Annotated in this window: 10 protein-coding genes and 1 pseudogene; 6 read left to right on the forward strand and 5 right to left on the reverse strand. The window is 69.9% G+C overall.

The window, feature by feature from the left end; genetic code table 11:
• Window positions 1–108: 108 nt before the first annotated feature.
• The 3 genes and pseudogenes from ASG53_RS17130 to ASG53_RS17140 all read right to left on the reverse strand — a co-directional run.
• Window positions 109–861 (reverse strand): annotated as a pseudogene (locus tag ASG53_RS17130) (alcohol dehydrogenase catalytic domain-containing protein); the annotation flags it as partial.
• A 200-nt stretch (window positions 862–1,061) separates the two neighbouring features.
• Window positions 1,062–3,290: an LLM class flavin-dependent oxidoreductase gene (locus ASG53_RS17135; protein ID WP_056136491.1), complete on the reverse strand. Its 2,229-nt coding sequence runs from the start codon at window positions 3,288–3,290 to the stop codon at window positions 1,062–1,064.
• A 147-nt stretch (window positions 3,291–3,437) separates the two neighbouring features.
• Window positions 3,438–4,379, reverse strand: a complete 942-nt coding sequence (locus tag ASG53_RS17140; RefSeq protein ID WP_056136162.1) for an LLM class flavin-dependent oxidoreductase — start codon at window positions 4,377–4,379, stop codon at window positions 3,438–3,440.
• 99 nt (window positions 4,380–4,478) lie between these two features.
• Between ASG53_RS17140 and ASG53_RS17145 the strand changes: the two genes are divergently transcribed.
• On the forward strand, window positions 4,479–5,000 hold the full coding sequence (locus tag ASG53_RS17145; protein ID WP_056136164.1) for a MarR family winged helix-turn-helix transcriptional regulator: 522 nt from the start codon (window positions 4,479–4,481) through the stop codon (window positions 4,998–5,000).
• Between the two features lie 111 nt (window positions 5,001–5,111).
• Here the strand turns inward: ASG53_RS17145 and ASG53_RS17150 are convergent, their stop codons facing one another.
• A complete protein-coding gene (locus tag ASG53_RS17150) occupies window positions 5,112–6,251 on the reverse strand; it encodes an ATP-binding protein (protein ID WP_056136166.1) in 1,140 nt (379 codons plus the stop codon).
• Window positions 6,252–6,433: 182 nt separating this feature from the next.
• Complete coding sequence (locus ASG53_RS17155) at window positions 6,434–7,708, reverse strand: Nramp family divalent metal transporter (protein WP_056136168.1); 1,275 nt, start codon at window positions 7,706–7,708, stop codon at window positions 6,434–6,436.
• Between the two features lie 223 nt (window positions 7,709–7,931).
• On the opposite strand from ASG53_RS17155, the gene ASG53_RS17160 reads away from it, so the two are divergent.
• The 5 genes from ASG53_RS17160 to ASG53_RS17180 all read left to right on the forward strand — a co-directional run bounded on the left by ASG53_RS17160 (window position 7,932) and on the right by ASG53_RS17180 (window position 14,781).
• Window positions 7,932–9,041, forward strand: a complete 1,110-nt coding sequence (locus ASG53_RS17160) for a LacI family DNA-binding transcriptional regulator (protein WP_056136170.1) — start codon at window positions 7,932–7,934, stop codon at window positions 9,039–9,041.
• A gap of 228 nt (window positions 9,042–9,269) precedes the next feature.
• The gene (locus tag ASG53_RS17165) at window positions 9,270–10,928 is read left to right on the forward strand and encodes an ABC transporter substrate-binding protein (protein ID WP_056136172.1); all 1,659 of its coding nucleotides are present in this window, start codon (window positions 9,270–9,272) and stop codon (window positions 10,926–10,928) included.
• Window positions 10,929–11,087: 159 nt separating this feature from the next.
• On the forward strand, window positions 11,088–12,068 hold the full coding sequence (locus tag ASG53_RS17170) for an ABC transporter permease (protein WP_056136493.1): 981 nt from the start codon (window positions 11,088–11,090) through the stop codon (window positions 12,066–12,068).
• Window positions 12,065–13,027 carry an ABC transporter permease gene (locus ASG53_RS17175; RefSeq protein ID WP_056136174.1) on the forward strand — a complete coding sequence of 321 codons (963 nt, stop codon included), beginning with the start codon at window positions 12,065–12,067 and terminating at the stop codon, window positions 13,025–13,027. The genes ASG53_RS17170 and ASG53_RS17175 overlap by 4 nt, the downstream gene beginning before the upstream one ends.
• Window positions 13,024–14,781: an ABC transporter ATP-binding protein gene (locus ASG53_RS17180; protein ID WP_056136176.1), complete on the forward strand. Its 1,758-nt coding sequence runs from the start codon at window positions 13,024–13,026 to the stop codon at window positions 14,779–14,781. Before ASG53_RS17175 ends, ASG53_RS17180 begins: the two co-directional genes overlap by 4 nt.
• The last annotated feature ends 309 nt before the right edge of the window (window positions 14,782–15,090 follow it).

Raw genomic sequence — 15,090 nt, forward strand, 5'->3', positions numbered from 1 at the left:
GTAGACGCCGACCACACCGATCCCGCCGGTCGCCTTGACGACGGCCACGAGCTGGTTGAGGGCGAGCGTCGGGTCTTCGGTCCCCGAGGAGTCGTGGGCCTGGTAGCCGATCGCCTCGACACCGCGGTCGACGCCCCGGCCGCCTGTCGCCTCCATGATCTGCTCGACGGGGTCACCTGCCGAGAAGTCGACGGGGGTCGCACCGATGCTCGCCGCGAGGGCGAGCCTGTCGGCGTGCTGGTCGACGACGAAGACCTCGGAAGCACCGCGGATCCGGGCACTGTGCGCGGCCATGAGCCCGACTGGGCCAGCACCCCACACCGCGACGGAGTCGCCCGGCTCGAACTGCGAGAGCTCGACGCCGTGCCAGCCCGTCGGGAAGATGTCGGAGAGCATCGTGTAGTCGAGCTCTTTGTCGGTGCCCTCTGGCAGGACGAGAGCGTTGAAGTCTGCCCATGGGACCCGCAGCAGCTCGGCCTGACCACCCGCGTAGTCGCCCATCGCTGCGAAGCCGAAGGCCGCGCCAGCGGTCCCGGCCTGGTTGGCGCGCAGGCAGAAGGCCGTCTTGCCCTGGACGCAGTGGTCGCAGGAGCCGCAGGCGATGTTGAAGGGCAGGCTGACCCTGTCGCCGACCTTGATGCGGTCCACCCCGTCGCCGACGGCCTCGACGATGCCCATGTTCTCGTGGCCGAGCACCCGGCCCGGCTCCATGTCGGTGCGGCCCTCGTACATGTGCAGGTCTGATCCGCAGATGTTGGTCGAGGTGATCCGGACGACGGCGTCGGTGGGGCGCTCGATCGTCGCGTCGGGGACCTCTCTGACCGAGACGTCGAATGCTGCGTCGTACACGAGTGCCTTCATGGGTCGTCCTTCCGTGCGCCCCGGGGGACGCGGTTCGAGATCACGTGCTCTCCCCAGTCGACCGCCGACCCGGGCGTCCCGCAACAGGAGACCTCGCAGACCTCGCGATCCACCGATCGCACCCCTCACCCCCTCACCCCTCGCACCCCCGCGACCCGGTGCCCGCCGCTCGGCACTCGCCAGCGCTGATGCCGTCCCCGTCAGGTGTGGGTGGCCGCGGCCTCCTGCGTGCCGAGCGCGAAGTTGTCCTGGAACACGCCCGTGGGGTCGTAGCGGTGCTTGACCTCCCGCAGCCTCGCGAGGGTCTCGGTCGGGTAGGCGTCGAGCAGGCGCTCGGGGCGCTGGTCCGTCTCGAAGTTCGTGTAGAGCCCCGAGAAGTGCTCGGCCATCGCGTCCCAGCGGGCGTCGAGCCTGTCGCGGCTCGCCCCGAAGGCCACCAGGCTGAAGCCGGCGTCGCGGTGCGCGTAGGCGGTCGCGTCGGCGGGGACGTCGGCCACGGCGCCACCGACAGACCTGATCTGGAAGAAATAGCTCTGCCCGCTGCGGACGAGCGCTGCGGCGGCTCGGGCGAGCTCGGGCGTGATGTGGTCGGCCAGCGCAGAGCGCGTGACAGGTTCGCCCTGCCCCTGGTGGGGCCCGGGTGCCGGGAGCGCGACCACCTGGTCGTAGGTGGCGAGGCGGACCGACTGCTGGAGCAGCGGGGCGATCCGGGCGAGCGGTTCGAGCCTGTCGACGATGACCTCGGGGTCGGGGGACCCGACGACGGCCATGATCTGCGCGAGCGGCGGCTGCCCGGGCTGTGGGCGCCCCATCACGAGGAAGGCCGTGAGGTCGCGCGGCGAGGCCTCGACGACAGCCCCGTAGGCCTCGAGGACCTCGGCGGTGTCCGTCGCGTCGAAGACCAGCTGCGCGAAGCCGATCTCGCCGACCTCGTCGGCCTCGAGCTCGAAGGACGTGACGATGCCGACGCTGTGCCCGGCGCCCCGGACGGCCCAGAAGAGGTCGGTGTTCTCGGTGTCGCTCGCGCGGACCACCTGGCCGTCGGCCAGCACCATCTCGACGGCGCGGACGTGGTCGATGGTGAGCCCGTGCTCTCGGACGAGATAGCCGATGCCTCCCGAGGTCGCCAGACCCCCGACACCCACACCGCCGTAGTCGCCCGAGCTGATGGCCCAGCCGAGCGGTGCGAGCTCGCGCGCGACGGCACCCCAGCGAGCCCCCGGGCCCAGCCGCACCCGACGGCTCTCGTGGTCGAGGACCTCGATCTGGTCGAGGCGCCCGAGGTCGATCACGATCCCGCCTCGGTTGGTGGACCGTCCGCTGATGCCGTGCCCGCCGCTGCGGACTGCGAGCGGGACGTCGTGCGACTGTGCAAAGGCCAGGGCGTCGACGACCTCAGGGACTGTGCGGGGACGCAGCACGAGACCTGGTGACCCACCCCGCATGTAGGTCGAGCGGACGTCGCCGTAGCCGGCGTCGCCGGGCTCGACGGCGATCTCGACGAGCGTCGCCGGGACGTCGTCGTACCGGATGCCCGGGTGGCGCTGGGCGCGCGTGCGGCTGGGCCTGACGAGGCCGGGCACCACGCCAGACTCTGACCGCGCCGCGTCGACGGCCCCGCGCAACGCCGGGGCGACGGCCTGGGCCGCGTGAGACACGACTGCCGCGTCGTCGGTCTCGACGAGGAGCGTCGAGAACCCGAGACCGACGACCAGGTCGCGCAGCGCGAGGACGGTGTCTGCCGCAGCGTCGTCCTCGGGGCTGGTCCATCCTGGGTGCCCACCAGCGGCTGCGGCGGGCAGCACGATCCGTCGGCGGACCTCGCGCGGGTCACGGCCTGCAGCCAGCGCGGCGCGGTCGACCACAGCGGACGCAGCAGCGAGGTCGGACGGGGCGATCTCGTCCCAGCGCACGCTCCACCCGTCGCCTGTGCGCCCCGCGACCTCGAGGGCTGCCGTCGACGCGCCGGCGACCCAGATCGTGACCGCGTGCGCCGGGGCTGGACCGCGAGGCGTGCCGGGCACGACGTGGTGCTCGCCGCTGTAGGTGAGCGGGCCGTCGGCCCCTGTCGCCCACATGCCCCGGACCACGTCGACGGTCTCCTCGAGCACTGTGGCGTCCTCGTCCTGCGAGGTCAGGGTGAGGTCGACGCGGCCACCCGACAGCAGGTCGAGGCTCGCCGTCGCGCGGCCGAGGACCGTCGCAGGGCCCGTCGTCGCGTCGATCCCGGCAGGGGAGACGGACACACGACTGGTCACCCCGGCCACCCACGCGAGTGCCGTCCAGCCGTCGAGCCCGCCGTCCTGGGATGCGGGGGTGACGACGACATCGAACCCGGCCTCCTCCGCGAGCAGGGCGAGCGTGAGGTCGGGCTCGCCGGGCCCGGCAGGGATCTGCAGGCCGAGGGTCAGCGGGTGTGCGTAGTCCATGGTCTTCTCTCGTGCGGTGCGGTGCGGTGCGGTGCGGTGCGGGCGGTGCGTGCGTGCTTGCGAGGGCTGCGGTGCGGTCGAGGCGACGGTGTGGGCGAGGGGAGCGGGACGGTCGACGACGCTCACGTGCTCGTCGGCGTCCGGCCCCTACCTGGCGTCGCCCGGACGCTCAGGCCGCCTGGGTTCTGGGCTCGACCCACGCTCTGCGGCGACGATCTCCCGCAGCGCGGGTGCGATCTCCTCACCGAGGACGGCGATCGCCCGCGGGTCGTCCCCGCCGAGGACGTAGCCGCTGAACCCGTGCTCGAGGGTGAGCACGGCGAGCTGCTCGACCCACTGCTCGGGAGGCCCGACGAGCATCTGCTCGCTCGGTGCCGAGGTGAGTCGACCGGTGATGTTGAGCAGCCGCCGCACGTCGCCGGGCTGGCGGCCAGCGGCGCTCGCGGCCCCGTCGATGATCTCGTTCGCGTCGACGAGGTCCTGGATGCTCTTCATGTAGGCGAGCGACGGCAGCCAGCCGTCTGCTGCCCGCCCGGTGAGCCGCAGGATGCGCGGCTTGTACGCGCCGAGCCAGATCCCCATGTCGTGAGCGGGCGCGGGCCCGCGCTTGGCCCCGTCGACCCTGTGGTGCGTGCCGTCGACGCGCAGGCGTGAGTGGTCGCCGGTGTCCCAGATCCCGCGGATGATCTCGATGGCCTCACCGAGCGCCGTGATGCTCTCGCCGGGAGTCAGGCGCTCTCCGCCCATCGCGACGATCGCGTCCCAGAACGCACCCGCGCCGAGCCCGAGCTCGATGCGTCCGCCGCTGAGGATGTCGAGGCTCGCGGCCGCCCGGGCGACGACGGCCGGTGGTCGCAGCGGCAGGTTGAGCACGTTGGCCGTGAGCCGGATCGTCGAGGTGCGGGCCGCGAGGAAGGACAGCAGCGTCCAGGTGTCGAAGAACCCCGGCTGGTACGGGTGGTCCTGGAAGGTCGCGAGGTCGAGCCCTGCTGCCTCGGACGCGGAGGTGAGAGCGAGGACCTGCTCAGGGTCGGCGTTGGTGGGCGTGATGAACGACCCGAAGAGCAGGTCGTGGCCGTAGTCCGTCATGGGTCCTCGCTGTCGCACCGGAAGTAATCGTCTGACACACAGACGATATGCTCTTCAGATGAGTTGAGCAAGAGAGCATGTGGCTCGTAGGATCGCGTCATGGACACCGCACCCGTCGACACCACGGACCGCAGCCTCGGCTGGCCGCTCGGTGTGCTGCTCCGCGGCTACGAGGCCGTCGTGGGAACCGAGCTCGACGGTCTGCCGCACCGCCACCGCGGCTACCAGGTGATGCAGGAGGTCGTCCACGGTGACCAGCCCAGCCAGCTGGCGCTCGCGGTCCACCTCGGCATCGACCGCACGGTCATGACCTACCTCATCGACGACCTCGTCGCCGAAGGTCTGGTCGAGCGCCAGCCCAACCCTGCCGACCGCCGCCAGCGCAAGATCGTCGCGACACCGCTGGGGCTGACCCGCCTCGCCGAGACCTGCACGCGTGTCGCTGCGGCCGAAGAGCGCGTGCTCGGCGCCCTCGACCCTGGCGAGCAGGCCGCCTTCCGCGAGATGCTCCTGCGCGTCGCAGGCTCGGTGCGAGACGTCGACGGCACGACCGACCCCTGCGCCGTCGCCGCAGCGACCCTCGACGCACAACCAGTCCCTGGCCGGGGCGACAGGGGCTGACGGGGGCACGGATGTCCGGCCTGGCGAGGATCGCGTCACCGGTCAGGGCCTGGTGCGTGCCGCCTTGCTCAGTGCATGCCTGGCTGTGGCATCAGTCTGACCGCCGTGGCCTCAGGACGACCCGTCGGTGCGGCGACCTGCCATCTCGTACCGAGCGCCATGCTCCCGCAGGTATTCCCGGAGGTAAGGGACGGCAAAGTCGACGAACCCGTGCCGAGTGGGTACGACGACGCCCGCCGCGATGAGTCGGGCGCGGTAGGTGGACGCGTAGTACGGGGTCACGCCCAGCCGACGTGCTATCTCGCCTGTCGAGGACTCAGCCTCGTCGTGGGCCATCGCGAGGAGGTACGTACGGTCCACACCAGAGAGGTCCGCGAGCGCAGTCTCGTGGACCAGCGAACCCAGTCGTTTCTGTGCGGCTGGCACGCCGGCTCGGGCCGCGGCAAAGGTGATCCTGTCTCCGGTCGCCTTTCTCCAGACGTGGTAGCCGACGAGCTGGATCATGAAGGGGTACCCGCCCGTCGCCGAGGCTGCCTCGGCCAGTGCGTCGTCGTCGATCGTGCGTCCGTTCGCGATGACGGTCTCGCGCAGGGCGTCTGCGACGTGATCGAGCGGGACGTCATCCAGGTGGAAGCGGGTGGCTCGGCGCAGGAATGTGAGGACGTCGTCGTTGAGCAGGTCCGAGACGGACGAAGGGAGCCCGGCCATGGCTAGGGCGATAGTCCGTCCCTCGCGGACCAGGTGCTGGACCGTGGCGGCGAGGTCGCGCAGGTCGTCTCGGGCGGCCGAGTGCACCTCGTCAACCGTGATCAGCAGACCTGACCCTCGGGCCTCGAGAGGATCGAGCAGCCTACCGAGGTCGTACCTCCAGTCGACGACCGTCGAGGGTGGCGCTGACACGGTGATCCCACCGCCGACCACGGGCAGGGTGAGGCCGGTGATCGAGCGGCGGGGAGCGGCCGAGGGGTCGACGTCTTCGAGCGCCCGTGTCGTGGCATGGCTCAGGCGCATCACCATCCCCGGTGTGGCGGTCTCCGAGAGGGTGACCCACCCTTGGCGCAGAGCCGCATCCCCGGCCTCGGTGAGCATGACCGTCTTGCCGATCCCGCGAGGTCCGGTGAAGAGGCTCAGCAACCCGGGTGCTCCAGGTCCGTCTTCCAGGGACTCTGTGAGCTCTTCCACGATGTCGTGCCGTCCGACGAGCTGGGGTGGCGTTGCGCCAGCTGTCGGCCGGAAGGGATTGCGAGCCACGGTTTGCACTCCTTGGTAAGTTTTGTAAATCCACCTTAAGGCCCCTCGGAGGACTTGCAAAGGCTTCCAAAGACGAGAGCAGCCTGCTGGGGGCCGTCCTCAGGCGCGCTACCCGGTCTGCGAGCACCCGGAGACGAGCTCGTCGGACACGAGCCCCACAGCGTGAGCCGCGCAGAGCCCCCTCAGCCCACCCCCGACAGCGTCAGCGCCAGCAGCGCCACGTTGAGCGCGACGATCGCCAGCGCCACGCCCCAGGCCACGACGCGGGTCGCCGTCCCGTTCCGGTGCTCGCCCATGAGTGCCCGGTCGCTCGTGACCCGCACGAGCGGGACCAGCGCGAAGGGGATGCCGAAGCTCAGGACCACCTGGCTGAGCACGAGCAACCAGGTCGGCGAGAGGTTCGTCGCGAGGAGGACGAGCGCGGGGACCAGTGTGACGAGGCGTCGGGTGAGCAGCGGGACCCGGACCTTGAGCAGCCCCTGCATGATCTCGGCGCCGGCGTAGGAGCCGACCGACGTCGACGCGAGCCCCGACACGAGCAGCGCGACCGCGAAGGCGATGCCGACCACGGGCCCCAGGGCGTCCTCGATCGCGGCGTGCGCGCCCTCGATCGAGTCGACGCCGGTCCGACCGGCGAGCGTCGACGCGGCCAGCAGCAGCATCGCGAGGTTCACCGTCCCGGCGAGCAGGAGTGCGAGGGCCACGTCCCAGCGCGTCGCGACGAGCAGGCGGCGCAGCCCGGCGGGGGAGTGGCCGCTGCCGTGGTGGTCGCGGGCGAGGGAGGAGTGCAGGTAGATCGCGTGCGGCATGACTGTCGCCCCGAGCATCGAGGCGGCGATGAGGACCGACGACGTCCCCTCGAAACGCGGCACGAGCCCGCCAAGGGTGCCGGTGAGCGACGGCGGTGCGACGACGAGCCCGAGGCAGAACCCGACGGCGAGGATCGCGAGCATCGAGGTGATGACGGTCTCGAAGGTGCGCTGCCCGCGGCGCTGCTGGACGGTCAGGACGAGCATGGAGATCACACCCGTGACGGCCCCGCCGAGCAGGAGCGGCAGCCCAAAAAGCAGGTGCAGGGCGATCGCGCCCCCGATGATCTCCGCGAGGTCTGTCGCGGCCGCGACGAGCTCGGCCTGCCCCCAGTAGGCGAGCCTGGCCCGGCGCCCCATCCGCTCGGCGAGCACCTCGGGCAGGGACCTGCCGGTGACGAGCCCGAGCTTGGCGGACAGGTACTGCACGAGGACGGCCATCGCGTTCGCGACGACGATCACCCAGACGAGCAGGTAGCCGAGCTGCGCACCGGCCGAGACGTTGGCCGCGACGTTCCCGGGGTCGACGTAGGCGATCGCGGCGACGAAGGCCGGACCGAGCAGGCGCAGGATCGAGGGCCGCCGCCCTGACCTGCTGCCGGGTGGACGCGGAGGGGTGCCGACCGCGGTCGTGCCGCTGTCCTGCATGGAGACCCTCCTGGTTTCGTCGGTGCGAACTCAGAGTGCTCCCATGGTCGAACTCTTGCAAGACGAGCCTGGTGGACGAGCCTGCCCGAGCAGTGCCCCGAGGGCGTCTGTGCAGGTGAGAGCGCCCCGCGCAGGTCGCAGACCAGCCCGCCGACCGGGACCTTCGCCGCGGGTCGCGACCTGGGGTGCCGTACCATCTCTGGTTGACGCGAAGGATGGTCTGATGCAGAAGGTTCCTACCGTCTACGACGTCGCCGAGCTGGCCGGGGTGTCCATCGCCACGGTGTCTCGCGTCCTGCGCAAGCCGCACGAGGTCGCAGACGCCACCCGTGACCGGGTGAACGCGGCCGTCCTGGACCTCGGGTACGTGCCGAGCGGCAGCGCGCGCAGCCTCGCTGCCCGCCGCTCGGGCGCGATCGGTCTGTGCCTGCCCGACTTCGACGGGATCGACGAGGTGTCTGGTCTGGCCCCCGTGGAGTTCTCCGACGGCCGGGTGTCCACGGTCCTCGACCTGCCCGAAGACGTCGAGCTCGGCGACCACCTCTACATCTCCGAGGTCATGCTCGGCACCGAGATCGAGGCCTGGCAGCACGGCATGGCGGTGACCATCGCCGTGGCACGTGGCTCCCGCGGGTCAGAGATCTTCGACAACCTCGCCGGCCGGGTCGACGGGATCGTCACGCTCGCGCGCACCATCCCGGACAAGCAGCTCGCGCACATCGCGCGGCGCGTACCCGTCGTGGTCCTCGCCGGGCCGCGGTCCGACGACGAGTACGACCACATCACGACAGACAACGCCGAGGGCATGCGCGTGATGACCTCTCACGTGCTCGAGGCGCACGGCGTGACCGACCTCGCCTTCGTCGGTGGACCTGCCGACTCCCCGGACGACGACGCGCGCTTCCGGGGTTTCTGCCAGGCGCTGCGAGCAGCCGGGCTGACCGCGCCCGCGACCCCTGTCGCCCGGGGTGACTTCACGCGGGCCCAGGGCCGGTCGATCGGCCGCCGTCTCCTCGCGGAGGGCCGGGTGCCGCGCGCCCTGGTGTGCTCGAACGACCAGACGGCGCTCGGCGTCCTCGACGCTCTGACCTCGGCCGGGCGCCGGGTCCCCGAGGACGTCATCGTCACGGGCTTCGACGGGATCGACGCCTCGGAGGTCTCGCGTCCTCGGCTGACCACGGTGTACCAGCCGATGCGCGACCTCGGCCGGGCGGCTGTCGACACCCTCCTGCACAGGCTCCGCGACTCGCAGATCCCGCCGCAGACCCGCACGCTGCCGGTCAAGGTGCTGCTGCGCGGCAGCTGCGGCTGCCTGCCGCCCGAGTCTGTCTGACCGACAGGACATGACCTTCGGCCCAGGTCCGGGCTCGGGCGGTGGCGTACTGCTGTGCCCGTCTTCGCACATCTCACCCGCCCACGCATCTGGGACGCGCGTCCAGGGTTTGCACAGCGCGATGTATGCGCATACATTGCTCAGGACAGCATTGATCACCGACGCGAGCCGCACAGCTGCGCACCGCCCGGTCGACGTGACGAAGAAGACACGAAGGAGAAGACAGCCATGACCGATGGCACCCGTCGGACGCGCAAGCGCCTGACCTCCGCGCTCGGGCTGGGCCTCGTAGCGGCCCTCGCCCTCAGCGCCTGTGCGGCCCCTGAGTCCAGCAGCAACGGCACGGCGAACTCGAGCTCGCTCATGCTCGCTGCCGACAACGGCTCACCGACGTTCACGCGCAACTTCAACCCGTTCGTGATCGAGAAGCGCAACATGTCGCTCATCATCAACGAGCCCCTCATGGTCGTGAACGCGCTCGACGGCAAGTCGACCAACTTCCTCCAGTCCGACTTCACCCAGCCTGACGCGAAGACGATCGTCTCGACCGTCCGCGAGGGCGTGAAGTGGAGCGACGGCGAGGACTTCACCGCCGACGACGTCGTGTTCACCTACACGATGCTCAAGGACTTCCCGGCCCTCGACACGACCGGCATCTGGTCGCGCGTCGAGTCCGTCACCGCCGAGGGTCAGGACGTCACGTTCACCCTCAAGGCCGAGGACTCCTCCGCGCCGATCATCGTGCTCGCCGTGCCGATCGTCCCCGAGCACGTCTGGGCCGACCAGGCCGACCCGGTCACCTTCACCAACGAGAACCCCGTGGGCACAGGCCCGTACGTGCTGGGCGACTTCAACGCCAACCAGTACAAGATGGAGAAGAACGAGGACTACTGGCAGGCCGACAAGGTCGCCGCCGAAGAGCTCGTCCTCCCCGCCGCGAACTCGCAGCTCGACGTCGTCAACAACGGCTACGACTGGGCCTACGCCTTCATGTCCGACGTGGAGAACACCTGGGTCGCAGCCGACGAGGGCAACCAGTACTGGTTCCCCGCCGGTGGCACCGTCGGCATCGCGCCGAACCTCACCAAGGCGCCCTACAACGACGTCAACTTCCGTCGGGGCATGTCGCTCGCTCTCGAGCGCGGCATCATCGCCGAGAACGCCTCCGAGGGCACCGTGGGTGCCGCGGGCCAGCAGGGTCTGCTGCTCCCGACGCAGGAGGAGTGGCTCACCGACGCCATCCCCGACGAGGGCATGGTCACCCAGGACACCGGTGCCGCCGAGGCAGCCTTCGCCGAGGCCGGCTACACCAAGCAGGGTGACAAGCTCGTCGACGCGCAGGGCAACCAGGCGACGATGACCATCACCACGCCGAACGGCTGGACCGACTGGCTCCGCGCAGTCCAGGAGATCCAGAAGCAGTACACCGCCATCGGCATCGACGTGAAGGTCAACCAGCCGCAGCCGGCCGCGTACTTCAAGGCAGTCCAGGACGGCGACTTCGACGTCGCGATGACGTCCTTCGGCGGCAACGGCTCGGTCTACCAGGGCTACTACAACCTCCTGAGCTCGGACTTCAACCGTCCGCTCGGAGAGACCGCTCCCTCGAACTACCAGCGCTACTCCAACCCTGAGGTCGACGCTCTCCTCACCGAGTTCCGCACGACCGTCGACGAGGCTCGCCAGAAGGAGATCGCCGGCGAGCTCCAGGAGGTCATGTACAACGACGTCCCGATCGTCTCGGTCTACTACGCAGGCCTCTGGGGCCTCTTCTCCGACAAGAGCTTCACCGGATGGCCCAGCGCGGAGAACCCGTACATGACCCCGACGCCCTACGCGGCATCGGCGCTCGTCATCCTCACCACCATCAAGAAGGCTGACGGCTGAGAGGCCTAACCCCTCGAGACCGCTGACGTCCTGGTCTCTGCACGACGTCAGCGGTCTCACCTCTAGACCGCTCATGGCTGAGCGAGGTGCGACGCACCCCCGGAGCACCTCGCTCAGCCCGTGCTGTACCCGCAACCTCCCGACGAAGGCGAGCACCCCGTGTGGTATCTCCTGCGCAAGCTTGGCTTGCTGCTCCTCACTGCGTGGGCCGCGATCACGCTGAACTTCCTGCTGCCGCGCCTCATGCCCGGCACCCCGGCTGACGCGGCCATCGCGAAGCTGGCGCAGAACGGCCCCGTGGACCCCGCGACCCGAGCAGCCATCGAGGCTCAGCTCGGCGTCCCGACCGGCGACGCCTGGTCGCAGTACATCCAGTACCTCGGCAACGTGTTCCGCCTCGACTTCGGGGTCTCGTACACGTTCTTCCCGCAGAACGTCTCGACGCTCATCATGAACGCCCTCCCCTGGACGCTCGTCATGGTCGGCCTCGTGACCATCATCGCCTTCATCGTCGGGACCCTGCTCGGTGTCCTCGCCGCCTGGAAGCGCGGGACGTGGCTCGACACCCTCCCCACCCTCGGTGGCACCTTCACCTCGGCGTTCCCGTACTTCTGGACCGCCCTGCTGCTCGTCTTCTTCCTCGGGTACCAGCTCAAGTGGTTCCCGACGTCGGGGGCCTACGGCCGCGAGTCGACGCCGAACCTCAGCCTCGCCTTCATCAACGACGCGATCGGTCACGCGTGGCTGCCCGCCCTGACGATCCTCATCACCTCTCTGGGTGGCTGGATCCTCGGGATGCGCAACAACATGATCAACACCCTCGGTGACGACTACGTGACCTTCGCCGAGGCGAACGGCCTGCGCAGCCGCACCGTCGCGATCAAGTACGCGGCCCGCAACGCGATCCTCCCGAACCTCACGGGCTTCGGCCTGGCGCTCGGTGGTGTGGTCGGTGGGTCGCTGCTCGTGGAGCAGGTGTTCAACTACCCCGGTGTCGGCTACCTGCTGTTCAACGCGGTCACGAACCAGGACTTCCCGCTCATGCAGGCGCTGTTCCTCATGATCACGATCAGCGTGCTGCTCGCGAACTTCCTGGTTGACATCTTGTACGGACTCTTGGATCCGAGGACCCGCCGATGACTGTTGCAGCGAACCTCCCGGAGCCCACGGGCTCGACACCTCCTCACGAGCTGGAGCGTGACAGCACCGTCGCGCCCACCCCGCACGGACCGGCCTCGCCCCTGAAGGTCCTGTCCCGCGGCGCCTCGACCATCTGGAGCAACAAGAAGGCCCGCATCGGCGTGGTCCTGCTGCTGCTCTTCGTCCTCATGGCGATCTTCGCGCCGCTCATCGCGCCCTACGGTGCGAGTGAGAACGGCTTCGGCCGCAACCAGGGCCCCTCGGGCAGCCACTGGTTCGGCACCACCGCAGCCGGTGAGGACGTCTTCTCGCAGGTTGTCTTCGGAGCACGGATCTCGGTGCTCGTCGGTTTCATCGCCGGATTCCTCTCGACCCTCATCGCCGTCGTGGTGGGGCTCTCGTGGGGCTACATCCGCGGACCGCTCGCCGACGTCATCAACTTCGTCGTCAACCTCGTGCTGGTCATCCCGGGCCTGCCGCTCATGATCGTCATCGCTGCGTACCTGCAGAACGGCGGCATGACGATGATCATCTTCGTGGTGGTCCTCACCGGCTGGGCCTATGGTGCCCGCGTGCTGCGGTCCCAGACCCAGTCGATCCGTGGACGCGACTTCATCACCGCGGCGCAGTTCTCGGGTGACGGTGCGGCTCGCATCGTCTTCCGCGAGATCCTCCCGAACATGACGTCGCTCATCACCGGCAGCTTCTTCGGCGCGGCCACCTCGGCGATCCTCGCCGAGTCGGGCCTGTCGTTCCTCGGCATCGGCGACACGACGACTGTCAGCTGGGGCTCCATGCTCTTCTGGGCGTCGAACTCCAACGCGCTGCTCACCGGCCAGTGGGTGCTGCTCTTCGCACCCGGTCTGTGCATCGCACTGCTCGCCACGTCGCTCACCCTCATCAACTTCGGGGTGGACGGACTGTCCAACCCCCGCCTACGGGAAGGATCGGGACGATGAGCCTCCTCGAGGTCCAGGACCTGTCGGTCGTCTACGAACCGCGCGGCGCTGAGCCGACCTACGCGGTCAAGAACGCGAGCTTCTCCCTCGAGCGCGGCGAGTTCGTCGGCCTCGTGGGGGAGTCGGGGTCGGGCAAGTCGACCCTCGGCTTCGCGGTCACCCGCCTCGCCAAGGCACCCGCGCGCATCTCCGAGGGCAAGATCCTCTTCGACGGCCGCGACATCGCCGGCATGGCCGAGGAAGAGCTGCGCACGCAGCGCCAGGGCGGCTTCGCGATGGTGCTCCAGTCGGGCATGAACGCGCTCAACCCCGTGCGCTCGATCCGCAAGCACTTCGGCGACATCTTCGCGGCCCACGGGCACGTCCCCAAGGCCAAGCGCCTGCAGCGTGCCTACGAGCTCGTCGAGAAGGTCGAGCTCCCGCGCACGGTCCTCGACCGCTTCCCCGGTGAGCTCTCGGGCGGTATGCGCCAGCGCGTCTCGATCGCGCTCGCGCTGTCCCTCGAGCCGCAGCTCATGGTCTTCGACGAGCCGACCACGGCGCTCGACGTCCTCGTGCAGCACGCGGTCATGGGCACCATCCGTGACCTGCAGAAGACCGAGAACTTCACGGCTCTGCTCATCAGCCACGACCTCGGTATCGTCCTCGAGTCGACGTCGCGCGTCATGGTGATGAGCGAGGGTGTGATCGTCGAGGACGGCACCTCGCAGCAGATCCTGCAGGCGCCGAAGCACGAGTACACGCAGATGCTGCTCAGCCACTACGCCGACCCGCGCGCCGAGGTCGTCGAGGTCCCGGGCCTCGTCGTCCGTGGCGGGTCGATCGAGACCACCGGCACGAGCAGCGTCGCCGCAGCGCACGGTGCGACCCCGGCCCACGGTGCCACCGAGGGTGGTGCCGCCGCGCCGACAGCCGGTGGAGCCTCGGGCTCGCGTCGTCGTGCCGGCCGCGTGGCCGACAAGGCCGTCGTGGTCTCCGACGTGTCGAAGGTCTACCCGCCGCCGCGTCGCGGCCAGGACCCCGTCACGGCCGTGGACCACGTGTCCTTCACCCTCGAGCCCGGTCAGTCCATGGCCCTCGTGGGTGCGAGCGGCTCGGGCAAGTCGACCCTCGCCAAGCTCATCACGGGCGTCGAGCGTCCGACCTCGGGCGAGGTGCACTTCGGTGACGCCCGTGTCGACAAGCTGCGCCGCGGCGGTCTGAAGAACCTGCGCCGCGAGGTGCAGATGGTGTTCCAGGACCCGTACTCGGCGCTCAACCCGCTGCACTCGGTCGAGTACACGCTCATGCGCCCCGTCGTGAACTACACGGGTCTCAAGGGGACCGCGGCACGCACCCGCGTGCTCGAGCTCCTCGAGACCGTGGGTCTGACGCCCGTCGAGCAGTTCGCGGCGAAGCTCCCCCACCAGCTCTCGGGCGGGCAGCGTCAGCGTGTGGTCATCGCCCGCGCGCTGGCCTGCGACCCGCAGGTGATCATCGCGGACGAGCCCGTCTCCATGCTCGACGTGTCGCTGCGCGCCGGGGTGCTCGCGCTCCTCGACGACCTCCGTGCCACCTTCGGGGTCTCGATGCTGTACATCACGCACGACCTGCTCTCCGCGCGTCTGGTGACCGACCAGATCATGGTGCTGAACTCAGGCCGCGTGGTCGAGTCGGGCAACACCGCCCAGGTCCTCAGGTTCCCCGAGGACAGCTACACGATGGAGCTGCTGGACGCGATCCCGCAGCCCGCCCGGGCCGGCGAAGGACGCTGAGCTCGTGACCGGGGCCGTGCGACGGGTGATCTCCTCCCCGCGCCGGCCCCGGCAGGCCGCAGCCGTCGTGCGGCCCTCCCGCCCGGCCCCCACGGGGGCGGGCGGGACCCGACAACAGCACAGACCTCAGGACTCGTGGATCTCACGAGCCCAGCACCGCCGTGCAGCGAGACGCCCTGGCGTGACCTGACGGCGACGGGTGAGGGGGCGGTCCGACCGCTCGTCCCGCCCGATCCCGACCTCCCGCGGGGGCGACCCGACCTCGTCCTCGTGACTGCGGACACCGCAGCGACCGACCATCCCGAACCC

The organism is Sanguibacter sp. Leaf3 (assembly GCF_001425965.1).
In the GTDB taxonomy this organism is placed as follows: Bacteria; Actinomycetota; Actinomycetes; order Actinomycetales; family Cellulomonadaceae; genus Sanguibacter; species Sanguibacter inulinus.

Bases quoted from the DNA above. Each gene is read 5' to 3' on its own strand.
- ASG53_RS17135 (WP_056136491.1), bottom strand. From the start codon at position 3,290: ATGGACTACGCACACCCGCTGACCCTCGGCCTGCAGATCCCTGCCGGG.
- ASG53_RS17180 (WP_056136176.1), top strand. From the start codon at position 13,024: ATGAGCCTCCTCGAGGTCCAGGACCTGTCGGTCGTCTACGAACCGCGC.
- ASG53_RS17155 (WP_056136168.1), bottom strand. From the start codon at position 7,708: ATGCAGGACAGCGGCACGACCGCGGTCGGCACCCCTCCGCGTCCACCC.
- ASG53_RS17140 (WP_056136162.1), bottom strand. From the start codon at position 4,379: ATGACGGACTACGGCCACGACCTGCTCTTCGGGTCGTTCATCACGCCC.
- ASG53_RS17175 (WP_056136174.1), top strand. From the start codon at position 12,065: ATGACTGTTGCAGCGAACCTCCCGGAGCCCACGGGCTCGACACCTCCT.
- ASG53_RS17160 (WP_056136170.1), top strand. From the start codon at position 7,932: ATGCAGAAGGTTCCTACCGTCTACGACGTCGCCGAGCTGGCCGGGGTG.
- ASG53_RS17165 (WP_056136172.1), top strand. From the start codon at position 9,270: ATGACCGATGGCACCCGTCGGACGCGCAAGCGCCTGACCTCCGCGCTC.
- ASG53_RS17145 (WP_056136164.1), top strand. From the start codon at position 4,479: ATGGACACCGCACCCGTCGACACCACGGACCGCAGCCTCGGCTGGCCG.